A 17,867-nucleotide genomic window follows, 5' to 3' on the forward strand; every position below is an offset into this window, starting at 1 on the left:
GCAGGCAAACCGTCCCGATGTCAGGCGGTGGCCATCGCTGGCGTCGAACGAGGTCGACTTCTACTGTCGCTGGACATGGGTTGGGGACTCCGGGATGCGTGTGCCGACGGACGCGCCGCCAGCGGCGGGCAGTCTGGACCCGTGGACCATGCAGGTCAACCCGGTCCCGCCGCGGCAGCACCCTGCCCGCAGGTTGTTCTCGTGCCTACACAGGCCGGCGCGCATAATGGCGCGGTGGTGTTCGCCACGCTCTTCCCAACCCGAACGGACGCACAGCGGCTCCCCCGATGACCAGGTATTCCCATGCATAGCGGTGGTCTGGAACTGGCGCTGGTGCTGCTGCTGGCAGCGGTCATCGCCGTGCCGGTGTTCAAGAAGTTCGGTTTCGGCGCGGTGCTGGGCTACCTGGCGGCCGGTGTGGTGCTGGGCCCGGACGGGCTGGGCTTCGTGCAGGACGCCGACCGCATCCTCGGCGCCGCCGAGATCGGCGTGGTGATGCTGCTGTTCGTGATCGGCCTGGAGCTGTCGCCGGCACGCCTGAAGGTGATGCGGCGCTCGGTGTTCGGCGCCGGTGCGGCACAGGTGGCGCTGTCCGGGCTGGTGCTGGGCGGCCTGCTGCTGCTCGACCATTTCCAGTGGAAAAGCGCACTGGTGGTGGGCGTGGCACTGGCGCTGTCGTCCACCGCGGTCGGCCTGCAGCTGCTGTCCGAGCACAAGGCGATCAACAGCGACCATGGCCGGCTGGGCTTTGCCATCCTGCTGTTCCAGGACCTGATCGCGATCCCGCTGCTGGCGGCCATCCCGCTGCTGGGCGGGGTCAAGAACGAGACCCTGCGTTGGGAAGATGCGGCCGTGGCGCTGGGTGCGCTGGCGGTGGTGATCCTGTGCGGACGACCGGTGCTGCGCAAGGTGTTCAGCATCATCGCGCGCACCCGCAGCCCGGAAGTATTCACTGCCACCGCCCTGCTGGTGGTGCTGGGCACCGCCTGGTTCATGCAGGAAGCCGGCCTCAGCCCCAGCCTCGGCGCGTTCCTGGCCGGCGTGCTGCTGTCCGATTCGGAGTTCCGGCATGAGCTGGAAGCGCAGATCGAGCCGTTCAAGGGGCTGCTGCTGGGCCTGTTCTTCATCGCAGTGGGCATGGGCATCGACCTGGACCGCATCGCCGCCGAGCCGTGGCTGATCGCCGCAGGTGTCGGCATCCTGCTGGTGGTCAAGTTCAGCCTGCTCTACGCGGTTGGACGTGTCGCCCGGCTCAGCTCGCGGCAATCGCTGCTGCTGGGCAGCGTCCTGTGGCTGGGCGGTGAGTTCGCCTTCGTGGTGTTCAACGAGGCACAGCGCGCGCACCTGCTGGGCAACGCCAACCACGACCGGCTGGTGGCGATCGTCGGCCTGTCGATGGCGATCACGCCGCTGTTGATGATCGCGCTGCTGAAACTGCTCGGCCAGGAGAAAGCCACTCCGCGCGAGCCGGCCGAGGCCGACAAGGTGGCGCCGGACAACCGGCCCAAGGTGCTGATCGCTGGCATGGGCCGCTTCGGCCAGGTGATCGCGCGCCTGCTGACCGCGCAGAAGGTGCCGTTCGTGGCGCTGGAGGCGAACCCGGATACCGTGGCCGACCTGCGCCGATTCGGCAACCAGCTGTATTACGGCGACCCGACCCGGCCGGAGATGCTGCGCGCGGCCGGGGGCGAGCACATCGATGTGTTCGTGATCACCGTGGATGACCCGGAAACCAACCTGCGCGCGGTGCGCATGGTGCGCCGGCTGTACCCGGACGCGACGGTGCTGGCGCGTGCACGCAACCGCCAGCATGCGTGGCGGTTGATGGACATGTCGGCCGAGCCGTTCCGCGAAGTGTTCGGCACCAGCCTGGAGATGAGCGGCCGCGTGTTGACCGCGCTGGGCGTGGCACCGGATGTGGCCGAGCGCCACGTGCAGCGCTTCCGCGAGCACGATGAGCAGCTGCTGCGCGACCAGTACCTGGTGTACGACGACGAGGCGGCGGTGATCCAGACCTCGCGCGACGCACGCAACGACCTGATGCATCTGTTCGAGGCCGACGCGGAAAGCGACGGCAAGTAGGCGTGCCGACCAACGGTCGGCACCCACCACGGATTGCAGTAGTGCCGGCCGCTGGCCGGCAGCCTCGGGATCCCGAAGGTTTCAGGAGATTGCCGGTCAGCGGCCGGCACTACCCACTGGGGATTCCGGCCGTAGATCCACGCCATGCGTGGATGACGCGATGCCGGGGTCAGAGCCCTTTCCGTGGGAAAGGGATCCGACCCCGATGCTCAACCGTTGTCGCGCAGGAACCGCGCCATCGACGAGACACCCGGCACGCGCGGTTCAAACTCGCCGGCCACGTCGATGAAGCCACGCATCACCGCGATCTCGCGCGGGCTGCGGTTGAGGCTGTCGCGCGCCTCCGGATCGGCACCAGCGCGCAGCAGGCGCTGCACCAGCAGCGGCAGGCCGTGCAGGGCCGCGAGGTGCAGCGGTCCGAAGCCGCGCGGATCACGCACCTCAAGGCTCACGTCTTCGTCCAACAGGCGTTCCACCGCAGCCATCACCACCTGTTCGTCGCAGGCGGTGCCGGGCTCGGCGCGTGCGCCCAGCAGCAGCAGCAGCGGCGTGACCGCACCGGCCGCGGCCTGGTCCGGTTCGGCACCGGCCAGCAGCAGGGTGTCGAGCAGGGCGAGCAGGCGCGAGCGGTCGCGGGCACTGAAGCCATACAGCGCGGCACAGTGCAGAGGGCCCAGCTGCTGGGCGTCACCGGCGTGCACGTCGGCACCGGCGGTGAGCAGGCGCGCAACGATGTCCGGCAAGCCCAGCGCGGACGCCAGCATCAGCACGGTCACGCCGCCCGGCAGGCGGTGTTCCAGCTTGGCGCCAGCGTCGAGCAGGGCCGAGACGATGTCCACCTGGCGCATGCTGACCGCCGCCGACAGCGGCGTGGCACCACTGGCCGCTGCGTGCTGCGGATCGGCGCCACGCGCCAGCAACAGGTCGGTCACCGCCAGATGGCCACCACCGGCGGCGCGCAGCAGCGCGGTGCAGCCCTGCGCATCAACCGCATCGACGGCGAAGCCCAGATCGATCAGGCGGCGTACCGCGTCGACGTCACCGGCCATTGCGGCGGCCGGCAGATCGGACTCGCGCAGGGTGCGACGCGGCAACGGCCACACCCGCCAGTCCAGCCAGTCGGCCAGATCGCGGCGACCAATCGACAGCGCCACGCCCAGCGGCGTCTGGCCATCGGCGGCGCGTGCTTCCGGCGAGGCACCGTGCTGCACCAGCAGCTTCAGCGCGCCTTCGCGGGCCAATGCGGTGGCCAGATGCAATGCGGTCATGCCATGGCTGTCGCGCGCTTCACGATCGACGCCCGCCTTGAGCAGCGCCTGCTGCAGGCGCAGCCAGCCCAGGCGCACCGCCAGTGACAACGGCGGATCACCGGCCGGCGAAGCCGCGAACGGATCGGCGCCACGCTCCAGCAATTCCAGCGCCAGCTGTTCCAGGCCACGGGCGGCCTGGTCGTGCTGTGCACAGGCCGCCAGGAAGCGCGCCAAGCCACCGCGTCCGGCCGGCGACAAGCCACGCTGCAACATCACCTGCAACGCCGGCACCGCATCGATTCCGCGCGACAGCAACGCGAACATCGGCGTATCGGAACAGGCGTCGCGCACGTAGGGATCGGCGCCGTGGCCCAGCAGCCAATCCACCGCGCGCGGCTCCAGCGCCAGCTCGGGGTCGAGCAGCAGGCCGCCCAGTTCTTCCGGCTGGCACAGCTTGGCCAGCGCGGCCATGCCTTCGGTGTTGCCGAAGCCCAGCGCCTCGCGCAGCAGGGTCAGCGGCGGGCGGTCCGGCAGCAGGCCGCTGGCACTGGCGGCTTCGCCACGCTCGGCCAGGCCGTCACTGACCGCGGCCGGCAACGGATAGGACGGATCCAGCAGGGCGACAATCGCCCAGCGCCCGGCTTCGGCAGCGTAGTCCACTGCACGGCGACCGACCGGATCGGTCGCGTCGGCGGCGATGCCCAGCTCCACCAGGCGCTTGACCAGCAACGGCGAGACATCCTCTGCCATCACGGCCAGCTGCACTGCGTTGCGCCCTTCGCCGTCGACGGCAACCAGATCCGGCTTGTGCGGCAGCAAGTGTTCGACCACCGCGGCGCGCCCGGCACGGGCGGCTTCCAGCCAGGGCGTACGTCCCAGTGCATCGCGTGCTTCCAGGTTGGCACCGGCGGCCAGCAGCACGCCGATGATTTCAACGTGGCCGGCCAGCGCCGCCTCGTGCAGCGCGCTGCGGCGCTGGCGATCACGCGCGTCGGCACGTGCCTTGTGCTTGAGCAGCAGCTGCACGCCAGCCGGATCGTCGTCTTCGGTGGCGGCGGCGGCCAGCAGCACCGGGGTGCCCTCTGCCGGTTCGCTGCGCGCACCGCGTTCGAGCAGGAAGCGGGCCAGGCGCCAGTTGCCGACCTGGCAGGCCACGGCCAGCGGCGACCAGCCCTCGTTGTTCAGCGCATCGACTTCGGCGGCGGCATCGCGCAGCAGCGCGGCCACGCCTGGGTCGGAACTGCGCGCGGCATGGTGCAGCGGGGTGTTGCCATCGCTGTCGGTGGCACGCGAATCGGCACCGTTGGCGAGCAGGGTCATCACGGCTTCGGGGCGGCCATGCCAGCTGTCGCGGGTGGCGGCCAGCAGCGGGGTCATGCCCCGGTGCGGCGCGTTCACGTCAACGCCGCGGGCAATCAGTTCGCGCAGCAGGCGCAGGTCCGGCAACACCGCCGCCAGCACCGCCAGGCTGCGCTGGTCGCGCCAGTTCGGGTCGGGCAGCGCATACGGATCGGCGCCGGCCTGCAGCAGCTGCAGGCCGCGGTCGATGCGGCCGTGGCGGGCGGCTTCATACAGGGCCGGGGTCAGCTCCTGCGGTGCCATCGCCTCCAGCGGCGCGGTCTCGGCCGCGGCAGCGAACATCGGTTCGTGCTCGTTGCTGGCGGTGGCCAACGGGCTCGCGCGCAGCGACACCAGCGGTGCCGGCTGCACCCGCTGCAGCAGCAGGTGCAGCACTGGAGACAGCAGCACCACCGCCAGCGCGGCGGGCCAGCGTGCGCTTTCCGGCAGCAGGCCCGGCCAGGCCGGCAGCACCACCAGCGCGGCCAGCGCGATCACCAGCGCGGCGACACCGAGACCGCGCCAGGCGGTCAGGTCGCGTCCGGCCAGCGCCTGCCAATGCTGGGCCAGGCTGCCATCCAGGCGTTCAACGTCGTTCCACAACGGCCAGGTGCGCCAGGCCGCCAGCAGGCCGGCACTGACCAGCACGCTCAGGCCCAGCACCGCGGCCAGGCTGCCGCTGTCACGCAGCGCCGCCAACGGCCAGGCCAGCAGCAGCGCCAGCAACAGCGGGGCGGCCGCCCACAACGCCAGCAGCGCCGGCAGGTCCTGGCGCGCAACCACCTTCAGCGGCAGCAGCGCACGGCTGCGCCGCCACCACGATACGCCCAGCGCGAACGCCGGTTGCGCCAGGGCGGCGAGGATGGCACCGGCAACGCCGCCCACGGCAGCACCCAGTGCCAGCAAGGCGCCCACGGCGAAGGCGATCGACAGGGCGCGCGGACGGGAGACGTCAGTCATAGTGGCGCGGCATCAGGCTGGCCACCGACGGCGGCACCTGCAGGTAGAACCCGCGCTCGCTCATGTCACTGCGAACCTTGTCCGGGTCGGCCTGGGCCAGGCGACGCTGGGCATCCAGGGCCACGTCCAGGACGAAGGTGAGCGCACCCAGCGAGGTGAGCAGCGGCGCAGGCAGCGCGCTGAAATCATCGCGTCGGGGAACGTAGACGTAGGTGTCAGGCTTGAGTTGGCTTTTATAGACGTAGGCGTGCATGTCCGCGGGACGATAACCCGGGAAGAGCCATGATTGTGTCGGAAAGCCGACACCGGGGAAAGCCGTCGGCCGACGATGGCGGCGTGATCGACGGCGTTTCCCCGACGGGGTTCAGCAATGTGGCGGCGGCGTTCAGGCAACGCGGCTGCCCTGCGGTCGCTTACTTGACCTTGGCGTAGGTGCCCTTCAGCGCCACGCCAGCGAGGATCGTACCGGCATAGCATTCGTAGTTGGTGCTGCTCTTGAACTCGTTCTTCTTGTAGTAGCTGACGATGTCGACCACCGCGTTGGCACCGCGCGACTTGGCGCCGTCCTGCAGTGCGCGCAGCGCAGACAGCGCGACCCAGCGGCAGGCCTCGGCATCGCTCTTGTTGGCGGCGTTGGTCTTCTTGTTGGTCACGTCCTCGCCCAGGCGCTGCTGCACGCTGACCGGCTGGCCGGCCAGGTAGAAGCGCACGCTGCCGTCGATGCCGGCGTCCCGGGCGGCCTGCGAGGTGACCAGCTCCTGCAGGGACTGCTCAACGCGGGTGTCGCGGGCGGAGGCGGTGGAGGTCAGGGCCAGCAGTGCAGTGGCCGTGGCGATCATCAGGGTGCGGCGCATCGGAACATCTCCTTGTCGGGGGTGCGGGTGGGTTGAGGAAAAAGGCGGGATGGGACGGTGGATCATTCGCTCCAGCGGCGGAACACCAGCGAGGTGTTGATGCCGCCGAAGGCGAAGTTGTTGCTCATCACGTACTCGGCCTGCAATTCGCGGCCCTGCCCGGTGATGAAGTCGAGCTGGCCGCAGCGCGGGTCAACCTCGGCCAGGTTCAGCGTGGGGGCGAACCAGCCGGCACGCATCATCTCGATGCTCAGCCAGGCCTCGAACGCACCGCAGGCACCGAGCATGTGGCCGACGTAGCTCTTCAGCGAGCTGATCGGTACGCGGCTGCCGAACACCTGCGCGGTGGCCTGGGTCTCGGCGATGTCGCCGTGATCGGTGGCGGTGCCGTGGGCGTTGACGTAGTCGATCTGCGCCGCCTCCAGGCCCGCATCCTCCAGCGCCAGGCGCATGGCCTGGGCCATGGTGTCGGCGCTGGGCTGGGTGACGTGCTGGCCGTCGCTGTTGGTGCCGTAGCCGACCACCTCGGCAAGGATGGTGGCACCGCGCGCCTGCGCGTGCTCCAGGTCTTCCAGGATCAGCGTGCAGGCACCCTCGCCCAGCACCAGGCCATCGCGGCCGGCATCGAACGGGCGCGGCGTGGTCTGCGGCGCGTCGTTGCGCACGCTGGTGGCGAACAGGGTGTCGAACACCGCCGCAGCGGTAGCGTCGAGCTGCTCGGCACCACCGGCGACCATCACCGTCTGCTTGCCGCTGCGGATCGCTTCATAGGCCGCGCCCACGCCCTGGCTGCCCGAGGTGCAGGCGCTGGAGGTGGTGTAGACACGCCCGGACAGGCCGAAGAACACGCCGATGTTGACCGGCGCGGTATGGCTCATCATCTTCAGGTAGGTGGTGGCGCTGATGCCTTCGGTGGTGAACTCGTTGAGCATGCGCCCGAACTCGCCGGTGGCTTCGTGGCTGCCCGACGAGGAACCATAGGCCACGCCGGTGCGACCGCTGCGCAGCACCGGGTGCTCGTGCAGGCCGGCTTCGCGCAGCGCCACTTCGGTGGCACGCACCGACATGATCGCGACCTTGCCCATGGAGCGGGTGGTCTTGCGGTTGTAGCTCGGCGGCAGCGCGAAGTCCTGCGCCGGCGCAGCCAGCTTGGTGTTCAGCCCGGCATAGACATCCCACTCGGGCATCGCGCGCACCGCGTTGCGGCAGCTGCGCAGATGCGCCTCGATGGTCGGCCAGTCATGGCCGAGCGGACTGATCGCGGACGCACCGGTCACCACGACGCGACGATCGGTGGCCATCAGAGCATGCCCCCGTTCACCGAGATCACCTGGCGGGTGATGTAGCCGGCCGGTTCGGACAGCAGGAACGCCACCGTGGCCGCCACTTCGTCGGGACGGCCGACGCGGCCGGCGGGAATCAGCTTGAGCGCGTGTTCGATCACTTCATCGTTGAGCATTTCGGTCTCGATCAGGCCCGGGGCCACGCAGTTGACGGTGATCTGGCGGCTGGCCAGTTCCAGCGCCAGGGCCTTGGTGGCACCGATGATGCCGGCCTTGGCGGCACTGTAATTGACCTGCCCGCGGTTGCCGGCCAGTCCGGACACCGACGACAGGGTGACGATGCGGCCCGGCTTGCGCCGCCGCACCATCGGCATGATCAGCGGATGCAGCACGTTGTAGAAGCCATCCAGGTTGGTGTGGATGACCTGGTCCCAGTCTTCCGAAGAGAGCGCCGGGAAGGCGCCGTCGCGGGCGATGCCGGCATTGCAGACCACGCCGTAGTACGCGCCGTGCGCTTCGACATCGGCCTCCAGCGCGGCGCGTGCGGCCTCGCGGTCGGCCACGTCGAACATCAGTACGCGGGCCTGCTGGCCCAACGCGTGGATCTCGGCCACCACGGCCTGTGCCTCATCCAGGCGGCTGCGGCAATGCACCACCACGTCGAAGCCATCGCGCGCGATGCGCAGCGCGATGGCCCGGCCGATGCCCCGGCTGGCGCCGGTCACCAGCACGCTTCGATTCCCTGTCATGCGTGTCCACTCTCCAGATAGGCCATCGCATCGGCCGGTTCGAACACCGACACGTTGGCTGTCGCCCATTCGTCCTCGCCCGCCAGGATGCGGCAGGCGAACATCCCCAATCCATTGTCACCCAACAGCTCGCAGCGCGCCTGTACGCGCAGCCGCGAGCCGCTGGGGAAGCTGCAGCGCGCGCTGTTGTAGCGGCGGCTGCCGAGCAGGAAGCCCAGCTGCGGCGGCTTGCCGGCTGCACGCGCACGGCAGCCGGCCCAGGCCGCGATGGCCTGTGCCATGTATTCGATGCCCACCCAGGCCGGTACTTCGTGGTTTTCCACGAACAGGCCGGCCTCGGGCACCACCAGTTCCGCCTCGATGGTGTCCTGGTCCCAGTGCGTGATGCGCTCCAGCAGGCACATGTCCTGGCGGTGCGGTACCACCTCTTCAATTGCATACAGCATCTTCATCGACGCTCCAGCGCCAGCACGGCATTGCTGCCGCCGAAGGCGAACGAATTGCTCAGCACCCGCCGCGGTGCCTGCGCCAGGCGGGTGGCTGGTGCGACCAGCGGCAGTGCCGGCAGCGCGGGGTCTGCCACGCCGTCCCACCAGTGCGGTGGCAGCTGCTGCTGCGGGTTCTCGGCCAGCACGATCCAGCACAATGCAGCTTCGATCGCGCCTGACGCACCCAGCGTATGGCCGGTCAGGGGCTTGGTCGAACTGGCCCGAATGCCGTTGCCCAGCACCTGCGAAACCGCCAGGCTTTCCATCGCATCGTTGTGCCCGGTGGCGGTGCCATGCAGGTTCACGTAGTCCACTTCATCGGCCGCCCAGCCGGCGCGCTGCAGCGCCTGCTGCAGTGCATCGATGGCACCCAGGCCCTGCGGGTCCGGCGCGGACATGTGGTGGGCGTCGGCCGATTCGCCCCACCCGGCCAGGCACACCGGGCCCGGCTCGCGGGTGAGCAGGAACAGCGCGGCGCCCTCGCCGATGTTGATACCGGCGCGGTGCTGCGAGAACGGATTGCAGCGCAGGGCCGACACCGATTCCAGCGCGCTGAAACCGGCCACGGTGAAGCGGCACAGCGAGTCCGCGCCGCCTGCGATCACGGCGTCGACGATACCGGCTCGCAGCATGCGTGCAGCCGACATCAGCGCCTTGGCACTGGACGAACAGGCGGTGGACAGGGTCCACGCGGGCCCTTGAGCGCCGCTGCGCTGGCGCACGAACTGCGCGGCAGTACCCATTTCCTGCTGGGCGTAATCGAAGCCCTGCGGCCACTGGCCCTGTTCGGCGTGGGTGCGCAGGGCCTGCTCGGACTCACCAATGCCCGAGGTGCTGGTGCCCAGCACCACCGCCACGCGCTCGGCGCCATGGCGGGTGATCGCGGCGGCCACCGCCGGAGCGATCTGCGCCAGTGCCACGTCCAGCAGGGCGTTGTTGCGGCCGCGCAGGGCCACCGGCAGTTCCTCCAGCGCCGGCAGTGGCGTGCGTACTTCTCCCAGCGCCAGGGTGCGCCCCGGCAACAGGCTGTCGTTGTCACTGAGCCCGCCCGGCACGTCGGCGAACATCGCCGACGCGACAGCGGCGCGGCCATCGCCGAGCGCGCAGACCACGCCCAGGTCGTTCAGGTAGATCGGTGCACTCATCGGTCCTGTCCGGCCATGTCGATCGATTCGATGCGCAGCGCATAGCCTTCGGCACGGTTGTCCAGCTGCACGCTGCCATCGTCCAGGCGCTGCAGTTGCAGCCACACCGTGCCATCGCGCGACAGGCTGCGCTGCTGGCCGTCGTCGCTGACCTGCCAGTCGGACGGCAGCGCGGCGGCGATGGCCGCGGTCGGCCACAGCGCGAACTGCAGGTCATCCAGCACACGCTCGGCACGTACCTGCGGCGGCAGCCACGGCGCGCGCTGCTGGGTCAGCTGCTGGCCGTCCCACTGCAGGCGCACGCCGGTCTGGCCCATCGCCTGCACCGCCAGCTGCACCTGCTGCGCGTCGGCTTCCAGCAGCGCGTCGAGGTCGCGCTCATGGCTGCCGAAGCGGAAATGCAGCTGCTGCTGCAGGGCCAGCGGCGCCGGCAGGCTGGCCGGCGACAGCCGCAGTGGCGGCAGCTCCACCTGGGGCTTGGGCATGCGCCCGGCACAGGCGGCCAGCAGCAGGCACAGCAGCAGGGCCGCAGTACGGAAGATCAGGCGCTGCACAATTCCTCCAGCACGCGCATGCGGCGACCACTTTCATCGGCCACATACGGATTCTTGGTGTCCCAGGCGTAACCGGCCAGGATGGAGCTGATCATGTCGCGCACTTCGGGTTGCTGCTGCGGGTGGTAGATGATCTTCTGGAAGCCGCCCTGGTACCAGCTTTCCACGAAGCGGCGGAAGGTCTTCACTCCGGCGCGCAGCGGGATCGAGAATTCAGCTTCCCAGTCGACGGTTTGGCCGGCATAACGGCGCTTGAGGCACTCGCTGGCCAGCTGCGCGGACTTGAAGGCAATGGTCACACCGGACGAGAACACCGGGTCGAGGAACTCGCCGGCGTTGCCCAGCAACGCGTAGCCGGGGCCCCACAGCGAGCTGACATTGGCCGAGTAACCCGTGATGCGGCGCACCGGCAGCACCGCCCATTCGGCATTGGCCAGCAGGCGGGTCAGGTTGGGGTCCTCGCCGACGATGGCCTGCAGCTTCTGCAGGTCGTCGCCATCGTAGCGCTCGAAGAACGACGGCTCGGCGACCACGCCCAGCGAGCAGCAGCCGTTGGAGAATGGAATCGTCCAGTACCAGACGTCGATGTGTTCGGGATGGGTGGTGATCAGGATCTTGTTGCGGTCGAAGTCGGCTTCGGCCGGAATGTTGTCGCGCACGTGGCAGAAGATCGCGCCGCGCACCGGGAAATTGGACGGCGATTCGAGCTGAAGCAGGCGCGGCAGCAGGCGCGCGAAGCCCGATGCGTCGAGGATGAAATCGGCCTCGATGCGGTATTCGCTGCCATCCGGGCGGCGCACGCTCACCGCAGGCTGTTCACCGGGTTCGACCGACAGCACTTCATCACCGAAACGCAGCGTGGTTCCCATGCGCTCGGCGCCGCGTGCCAACACGTTGTCGAAGTCGGCGCGCTGCACCTGGTAGGTGGTACCCCAGCCCGGCGAGAACTTCTTCCGGAAGTCGAAGGCAGTACGCGCTTCACCGTGCACGAAGGCCGCGCCGTTCTTGTACTGGAAGCCGGCCTCGACCACATCCTGCAGCAGCCCGGCTGCTTCGATGTACTCCATGCTCTGCGGCAGCAGGCTTTCGCCGATGGAGAAGCGCGGGAACTGCTGGCGCTCCAGCATCAGCACCTGTCGGCCCTGCTGGCGCAGCATCGCCGCGGCCACGGAGCCGGCCGGGCCTGCGCCGATGATCAGGATTTCAGTGCGTTCGACAGCATCCACAGCAGTACTCATCGGGGCGTCCTTGTTGCTCGATCAGGGGAAAGACGAAAAGCGGAAGGCGGACTCAGGCCGGCGGCAGGTCATGCGGTGGCGGCCGGAACAGTGGCGAGATCAGCCAGACCAGGCCGATGCCGAACAGCAGGGTCAGGCCGAACGCGCGCAGCGCCGGGGTCTGCGACAGGCCCAGCAGGCCGAACGACAGCCAGGTGCTGGCCGCACCCACGCAGACCGCCAGCCATGCGCTGGCATCGCCACGGTGTTCGATCAGGAAGATGCCGTAGTCGATGCCCATGCCCAGCAGCAGCATCAGCGCCAGCACGTTGAACAGCTGCAGCGGCTGGCCGAACAGGCCCAGCAGGCCCAGGGTCAGTGCGCCGGCAATCAGGGTGGGGGCAAATACGCGCCAGGCCTGGCGGCGGTAGCGCAGCCACAGCGCACCGAACACCAGTGCGATGCCGACCAGCAGCAGCCCGCCCATCAGCTTGCGGTAGTGGCCCAGCAGCTTGGAGAAATCGGAGGTGCGGTCTACCCAGCGAACGCCGGGCAGGCCTTCGGCGGCACCCTCCAGCGTGGCCAGGGCATCGGCGCGCGACAGGTCATCGACCATCACCACGCTGATCATCTGCCCACCGACTTCACCCACCCACAGGTGGCGGAACGGCTGCGAGGCCGGCGAGGCCAGGAAGGCTTCGGCGGTGAGCGGCGCGGCGGCGAACTGCGGCCGCTGCAGCGGCTCGCCCACCGCCTCGGACACGGCCGACAGCACGCCGGGTTCCACCTTCGCGGTCAGCGCAGCATCGGCCTGCTGGCGCGCCGGCGACGGCAGCCAATCGCTGATCGCGCGATAGCCACCAATGCGCTTGTCGGTGGCCAATACACGCAGGCGCTCGGTCAGTGCTTCCTCGCGCTGCAGCAGCTGCGCCGCATCGGCGCCCTGCACCAGGTAGAACTGTGCCGGGCTGGGCATGCCCAGCAACTGGCTCAGGCGGATCTGCTGCGCCATCAACGCCGGCGGCGAGGACTGCAGGCTGCGCAGGTCGTCGTTGCTCTGCAGGCGCACGATGCCGATGGCAGACAGTGCCAGCGCGACCACCACGAAGACCGTCACCGCGCGGCGGCCATGCAGCCGCGGGAAACGCTCCAGCGTATTGCCCAGCCACTGCGAGAAGCGGGTCTGGCGGATCTCGCCACCGTCGAGCCACGGGAACCAGAAGATCACCGTGAGGAAAGCTGCGGCCAGGCCCACCACCGAGAACAGTGCCATCTGGCGCAGGCCGGGGAACGGGGCCAGGCCCAATGCCAGGTAGGCCAGCGCACTGGTCAGCAGGGCCAGCCACAGGCCGGGCAGCAGATGCCGCAGCAGTTTCCAGCGACGATCGGCCGGTTCGGCCTGGCGCGAGGCGAACCAGTGAATGCCGTAATCCTCGGCCACGCCCACCAGCGACGCACCAAACACCAGGGTCAGCACGTGCACCTTGCCGAACACCAGCACGGTCACCGCCAGCGCCACGCCACAGCCGATCAGCAGCGAGGCGGCCACCAGCAGGATCGGGCGCAGCGAGCGGAATGCCAGCCACACCAGCAGCAGCACCGCCGCCAGCGACCCCCAACCGATGGTGTTGATCTCCTGGTTGGCCTGCACCGCGGCGGCCTCGGCATGCAGCGGCACGCCGGCATGCAGGATTTCAAGCTCAGGCGCCGCCGCCGTGGCGGCCTGCCCGGCACGTTCCAGCAGGCCATCGAGGTGGCGCTCGCCATCCAGCTGGAACGCCGAGCCGGGCGTATCGAACTGCAGCACGGCCCAATGCCTGCCCTCGGCTTCAAGCAGGCCGTCATCGCCCAACCGCAGGCCCGAACCCTGCGCCTGCTGCTGCCACCACTGCGGCCACAGCGACAACGGATCCTGGCGCCATTCAGTCAATCGCGGCGCACCCATCGGGCCATACAGCGCAGCCAGCGCCTGCTCGGCCAACACGCCCGGTTCGCTGCCCTGCAACTGCTCGCGCTGGGCCGGTGTCAGCAGGCGGTCGCGGTACGGCGCGTAGAACGCGCGCGCCTCGTCAAACCAGCCTTCGATCGAGCCGCTGGGTACCAGCAAGGCGTGGTCGGCATCCTTGGCCATGGCCGCCGCAAAGGCCGCCTGCGCGCGCTTGGCAGCCGCGCTGTCCTTGCTGCCGAGCAGCACCACGACCTGCCGCGAATTGCCATCGGCAATGCGCCGGGTGACGTCGCTCAACAGGCGGTCGTGCGCATCCTGCGGCAGCAGGGCGAGGATGTCGGTGTCGATCCGCGATTGCTGGCTCCACAGCTGCCACTGCTGTGCGCCCAGCGCCAGCAGCACCAGCAGCCAGGCAATGCCCAGCCAGTGCCACCAGCGCCGCAACCGGTCCGGTGCGTTCGATGCCACGGCCTCACTCAAAGCGGCGGGCCTCGTCGGCATTGAGCGTGGCCGGCGCCTCGCTCAACGCGCTGAACTGGATCTGCGTGCGGTCCTTGTTGGCCTCGACGATCTCGACCTGGCGCACGTAGCGGTCGCCCTGCAGGGTCAGCGATTCGAAGGCCTTGGCCAGCATCGCCGACTTCGGCGTCAGGCGCAGCCGCCAGCCCTGCCCTTCACGGCTGGCCGCCACGTTGAACTGGCTGGACAGTGCCTGCACGTCGCCACTCATCAACGCGAACATGATCGCATTCACCGAACGCATCGCCGGCTGCTGCCGCGCGTCCAGTTCGACGCGGGTGCTGCCATCACGCTGCCGGCTGAGGATGCGATCGGCGGTGACCACTACTTCCGAGGGGAACGGCTTGAGCGTGGTCCAGATCACGCCGCGCTGGCGCGCGACCACGAACCGGCCCTGCGAGCGCAGCGGGTTCATGAAGCCACTCACCTGCTTTTCCTGGCTGAACTGGCCACGCAGCACATCCGGCCGCGCCACCGCCTGGGTAATCGCATCGATGGCGGGGTCGGCCGCCTGCACCAGTGGTGCGGCCACCAGCAGCAGCGCGCACAGCAGCGCACGCGCGAAACGGTTCGCTCGGTTCATGGCGCAGGCACTCCCAGGCGTTCCCACAGTACCGGCGGGCACTGGTACAGCATTTCCTTGCTGGCCGCGTCCACCGCGACCTGGATGGTCATCGCCCGGGTCAGCACCTGGCCGCTTTCCGCATCGAGGATTTCGTACTCGATCTTCAGCCGGTTCTCCCATTCCACGATGCGCGCGACCACGCGCAGCGCCTGGTTGAACAGCAGCGGGCGCACGTACTTCACCCGCGCGTCGACCACCGGCCACAGGTAGCCCGATTCGAGCATCTGCGGGTAGTCGTAGTCGTAGCGACCGAGCAGCGCGCAGCGCGCGATCTCGAAGTACTTGAAGTAGTTGCCATGCCAGACCACGTTCATCGGATCGCAGTCATGGAAGGCGGGGGTCAACGCAATCTCGCCAACCCGTTCAATGGCCTCATTCACCGGCATACAGCTCCCAACGTTGCGCGCGGATCTCCACCAGCAGTTCCCGCAGTTCGCGATCCAGCGCGCGGTCTTCCTCGACCAGGGCGATGCGTTGCCCCAGGTCGGCGTACATGTCGGCCAGACTGCCATGCAGCTGCGCATTCAGGCCAACCCGTTCACGCAGGGCCAGGCCCTGGCGCGCGGCGATCAGCATTGCCGCCACCACCTGTTCGGTCAGCTCGATCACCCGCAGGCAGTCGCGCGCGGCGATGGTGCCCATGCTGACCTTGTCCTGGTTGTGGCATTCGGTGGAACGCGAGAACACGCTGGCCGGCATGGTCTGCTTCAGCGCTTCGGCAGTCCAGGCCGACACGCTGATCTGCAGTGCCTTCAGGCCATGGTTGATGGCCGCGCGCGGACCGGTGGCCGCCGACAGGTTGGCCGGCAGGCCATGGTTGTAACGGGCGTCCACCACCAGCGCCAGCTGCCGGTCGAGCAGATCGGCAACGTTGGCCACGGTGTTCTTCAGGGTGTCCATCGCCAGCGCGATGTGGCCCCCGTAGAAGTGGCCGCCATGCAGGATGCGCTCGCCGTCGGCGTCGATCAGCGGGTTGTCATTGGCGCTGTTCAGTTCGGTCTCGATCAGCTGGCGCAGGAACGGCAGGCTGTCCTCCAGCACGCCGATCACATGCGGTGCGCAGCGCAGCGAGTAGCGATCCTGCAGGCGCTGTTCGTTGCGCGGCGGGCGCTCGCTGTGCAGGTCGCTGCGCAGGCGCGCGGCGATGCGGCCCTGGCCCGGGTGCGGCTTGGCTGCGAACAGGGTTTCGTCGAAGTGGTGCGCGTTGCCGTCGCTGGCCAGCACGTTGAACGCGGTCAGGCGCGTAGCCATGCGTGCCAGGTAGTCGGCGCGCTGCCAGGCCAGGCAGGCCAGGCCGGTCATCACCGCGGTGCCGTTCATGATCGCCAGGCCTTCCTTCGGCCGCAGCTTCAGCGGGGTCATGCCGATCTTCGCCAGCACGTCCGCCGCCGGCTGCACGCGGCCGTCGTGCAGCACCTCGCGCTCGCCGCACAGCACCGCCGCCACGTAGGACAGCGGCGTCAGGTCACCGCTGGCACCGACCGAGCCTTCGGCCGGAATCATCGGCAGCACGTCGTGCTGCAGCAGCGTGGCCAGGCCTTCCAGCAGCGGCAGGCTTACACCGGACATGCCGCGCACCAGAGAGGCCAGGCGCGCCGCCAGCACCGCACGGGTCTCGACCGGGTCCAGGTAACGGCCCAGGCCGCAGCCATGGTAGGTGTACAGGTGGTGCGGCAGTTCAGCCACCAGCGCCGGTGGGATGTTCACCGTGCACGAATCGCCATAGCCGGTGGTCACACCGTAGATCACGCCGTCCTCGCGCAGCAGGCGGTCGAGGAAGTCGGCACCGCGCTGGATGTGCGCGCGGAACGCCGGCGCGTCGCTCAGTGCGGCCTCGCACTGGCGCTGGGCCAGGGCAACCACGTCTTCGATGGTCAACGGTGCATCGCCAAAGCGGCATGCGGGTACGGCGTCAGTCGTCATGCGGAGCCTGATCCCAGAAGGGGAAGAAATTGAACCAGTCCAACGGGGACTGGATGACCTGGAGTTCCAGCCAACGCGCGAAGCGCTGTGCCTGTTCGGCCAGTGCCGCATCGCGTGAGCCGCGCGGCAGCACGATGCGTTCGGCGAACTGTTCGAATGCCACGCGGTAGCCCTCGCCCTGGTGCAGGCAGGCCATGGTGTAGACCGGGCAGCCCAGTGCGGCGGCGAGCACATAGGCGCCGATCGGGAACGGGGCGCGGTGGCCAAGGAAATCGGCGGTGACGCTGCGTCCGCCCTGCACCGGCGTGCGGTCGCCGACGATGGCGACGAAGCCCCCCGCCGCGACGCGCTCGGCCAGCATCACTGCCGTGGCCGGGCCCATTTCGGTTACCTGCACCAGTTCCACCGCCGCCAGCGGGTCCAGCCGTTGCAGCAGGCGGTTGAAGCGCTGCGCATGCGCGGTGTGCACCAGCACGGTGATGCGGAACCCCGGCACCTGTTCGGCCAGCACCTGGCACAGTTCCAGGCAGCCGATGTGCGCGGTCAGGATCAGCCCGCCTTCGCGGCGCGCGATCTTCTCCAGCACCAGGTCGCGATGCAGGTGGATGCGTTCGGCCGGATAGCGCCCGCCCAGGCCGAGGATCTTGTCCAGCATCGTGTCGGCGAAGGCGAAGAAGTGGCGCAGGCTGTCGCGCCGGGTCGGCGCACGGCCCAGCACACCGCTGTGTGCCTGCAGGCGCTGCAGGTATTGCATGGAGGCCTGGCGGCCGACGCGGTTGCTCAACCAGTGGCAGGCCACCACCGGCCACACGCACAGTCGGAACGGCCAGCGCCCGAACCAGCGGTGCACCCAGCACAGGAACAACACGCCGGCCACCGACGTCGATTCGCCGATGTCGGCCCAGTGCGGAGCGCCCTGCGCGGCCGCCATC

At 69.2% G+C, this 17,867-nt stretch carries 15 protein-coding genes; 1 reads left to right on the plus strand and 14 read right to left on the minus strand.

Annotated elements, in window-relative coordinates:
• Positions 1-303 precede the first annotated feature (303 nt).
• The gene (locus AC5P6S_RS17605) at positions 304-2,082 is read left to right on the plus strand and encodes a monovalent cation:proton antiporter-2 (CPA2) family protein (protein WP_005411591.1); all 1,779 of its coding nucleotides are present in this window, start codon (positions 304-306) and stop codon (positions 2,080-2,082) included.
• A gap of 209 nt (positions 2,083-2,291) precedes the next feature.
• Here AC5P6S_RS17605 and AC5P6S_RS17610 read toward each other — a convergent pair whose 3' ends face one another.
• From AC5P6S_RS17610 to AC5P6S_RS17675, 14 genes are all read right to left on the minus strand, one after another.
• Positions 2,292-5,630, minus strand: a complete 3,339-nt coding sequence (locus AC5P6S_RS17610) for an ankyrin repeat domain-containing protein (RefSeq protein WP_049417934.1) — start codon at positions 5,628-5,630, stop codon at positions 2,292-2,294.
• Positions 5,623-5,883, minus strand: coding sequence for a YcgL domain-containing protein (locus tag AC5P6S_RS17615; RefSeq protein ID WP_005411593.1), 261 nt, complete (start codon positions 5,881-5,883; stop codon positions 5,623-5,625). The genes AC5P6S_RS17610 and AC5P6S_RS17615 overlap by 8 nt, the downstream gene beginning before the upstream one ends.
• A gap of 160 nt (positions 5,884-6,043) precedes the next feature.
• Positions 6,044-6,484, minus strand: coding sequence for a hypothetical protein (locus AC5P6S_RS17620; protein ID WP_005411594.1), 441 nt, complete (start codon positions 6,482-6,484; stop codon positions 6,044-6,046).
• 62 nt (positions 6,485-6,546) lie between these two features.
• On the minus strand, positions 6,547-7,785 hold the full coding sequence (locus AC5P6S_RS17625) for a beta-ketoacyl-ACP synthase (RefSeq protein WP_012481594.1): 1,239 nt from the start codon (positions 7,783-7,785) through the stop codon (positions 6,547-6,549).
• On the minus strand, positions 7,785-8,516 hold the full coding sequence (locus tag AC5P6S_RS17630; protein WP_012481595.1) for a 3-ketoacyl-ACP reductase FabG2: 732 nt from the start codon (positions 8,514-8,516) through the stop codon (positions 7,785-7,787). Before AC5P6S_RS17630 ends, AC5P6S_RS17625 begins: the two co-directional genes overlap by 1 nt.
• A complete protein-coding gene (locus tag AC5P6S_RS17635) occupies positions 8,513-8,968 on the minus strand; it encodes a hotdog family protein (protein ID WP_242874956.1) in 456 nt (151 codons plus the stop codon). Before AC5P6S_RS17635 ends, AC5P6S_RS17630 begins: the two co-directional genes overlap by 4 nt.
• Positions 8,965-10,149: a beta-ketoacyl-[acyl-carrier-protein] synthase family protein gene (locus AC5P6S_RS17640; RefSeq protein WP_005411598.1), complete on the minus strand. Its 1,185-nt coding sequence runs from the start codon at positions 10,147-10,149 to the stop codon at positions 8,965-8,967. Before AC5P6S_RS17640 ends, AC5P6S_RS17635 begins: the two co-directional genes overlap by 4 nt.
• Complete coding sequence (locus tag AC5P6S_RS17645; RefSeq protein WP_005411599.1) at positions 10,146-10,703, minus strand: DUF3261 domain-containing protein; 558 nt, start codon at positions 10,701-10,703, stop codon at positions 10,146-10,148. Before AC5P6S_RS17645 ends, AC5P6S_RS17640 begins: the two co-directional genes overlap by 4 nt.
• The gene (locus tag AC5P6S_RS17650; protein ID WP_049459615.1) at positions 10,691-11,941 is read right to left on the minus strand and encodes an NAD(P)/FAD-dependent oxidoreductase; all 1,251 of its coding nucleotides are present in this window, start codon (positions 11,939-11,941) and stop codon (positions 10,691-10,693) included. Before AC5P6S_RS17650 ends, AC5P6S_RS17645 begins: the two co-directional genes overlap by 13 nt.
• A gap of 52 nt (positions 11,942-11,993) precedes the next feature.
• A complete protein-coding gene (locus AC5P6S_RS17655) occupies positions 11,994-14,369 on the minus strand; it encodes an MMPL family transporter (protein ID WP_495204691.1) in 2,376 nt (791 codons plus the stop codon).
• A complete protein-coding gene (locus AC5P6S_RS17660; protein ID WP_049459617.1) occupies positions 14,341-14,970 on the minus strand; it encodes an outer membrane lipoprotein carrier protein LolA in 630 nt (209 codons plus the stop codon). The genes AC5P6S_RS17655 and AC5P6S_RS17660 overlap by 29 nt, the downstream gene beginning before the upstream one ends.
• The gene (locus AC5P6S_RS17665) at positions 14,967-15,398 is read right to left on the minus strand and encodes an acyl-CoA thioesterase (RefSeq protein WP_005411603.1); all 432 of its coding nucleotides are present in this window, start codon (positions 15,396-15,398) and stop codon (positions 14,967-14,969) included. Before AC5P6S_RS17665 ends, AC5P6S_RS17660 begins: the two co-directional genes overlap by 4 nt.
• Positions 15,385-16,935, minus strand: coding sequence for an HAL/PAL/TAL family ammonia-lyase (locus tag AC5P6S_RS17670; protein WP_005411604.1), 1,551 nt, complete (start codon positions 16,933-16,935; stop codon positions 15,385-15,387). The genes AC5P6S_RS17665 and AC5P6S_RS17670 overlap by 14 nt, the downstream gene beginning before the upstream one ends.
• Positions 16,925-17,866 (minus strand): lysophospholipid acyltransferase family protein, encoded by a 942-nt coding sequence (locus AC5P6S_RS17675; protein ID WP_005411605.1) that lies wholly within the window; start codon positions 17,864-17,866, stop codon positions 16,925-16,927. The genes AC5P6S_RS17670 and AC5P6S_RS17675 overlap by 11 nt, the downstream gene beginning before the upstream one ends.
• Position 17,867 lies beyond the last annotated feature (1 nt).

Source organism: Stenotrophomonas sp. YJH_SMC_119 (assembly GCF_059368315.1).